The following is a 555-nucleotide window of genomic DNA, read 5'->3' on the forward strand; positions in this document are numbered from 1 at the left end:
CGTGCTCAACCAGCTTGGATTTTATCAACGTGTAGAGCTTACGGGCCCCTAACCTTGGCATATATTTACGCCAGTACTGGACCCAGTCTTTGATGACCGATAGCTCAGCTCTACGACTTTCCATTCGGGCAACTGCCTGATAAATACCTTGCCTCGACATACCCGCAGCACGACATGCAGCTGCGAGGTTTATTTCGCCGTTGCCTTTTGCTTGCCAGACGTACCGGATAAGTACTTTTTTCTGAGGCCTGCTCCATATTCATTGTCCATGATATCAACCATGCCATTGAGGATTTGGTTACGCAGTTTCTCTTCTGCTAACTCACGTTCAAGGCGCTTAATAGTTTCGGCAGGGGTTTCTTTTGACTTAGGCATAAGGGGATGCTGAAACAGGGCGAGATCGTGAATATATTTTAACCGTTTTGACTCCAATTTGACGGACGGTGTCAATTATGATCTTATGCTCTCTTTTTCTTATAGAGAGCATCAGAGTATGTACCTTGAAGCCTTCACGTCTCATTTCAACTCGATTGCTGACAGCCGACAATCTGCCAA

The 555-nt window shown here is 45.9% G+C and carries 1 pseudogene; it reads right to left on the reverse strand.

From position 1 onward, the window contains the following. Positions 1 to 390: pseudogene (locus tag MO387_RS20825) on the reverse strand (IS3 family transposase); the annotation flags it as partial. Between the last annotated feature and the right edge of the window lie 165 nt (positions 391 to 555).

It is taken from the genome of Shewanella sp. N2AIL, assembly GCF_022690845.1.
Lineage (GTDB): Bacteria > Pseudomonadota > Gammaproteobacteria > Enterobacterales > Shewanellaceae > Shewanella > Shewanella baltica.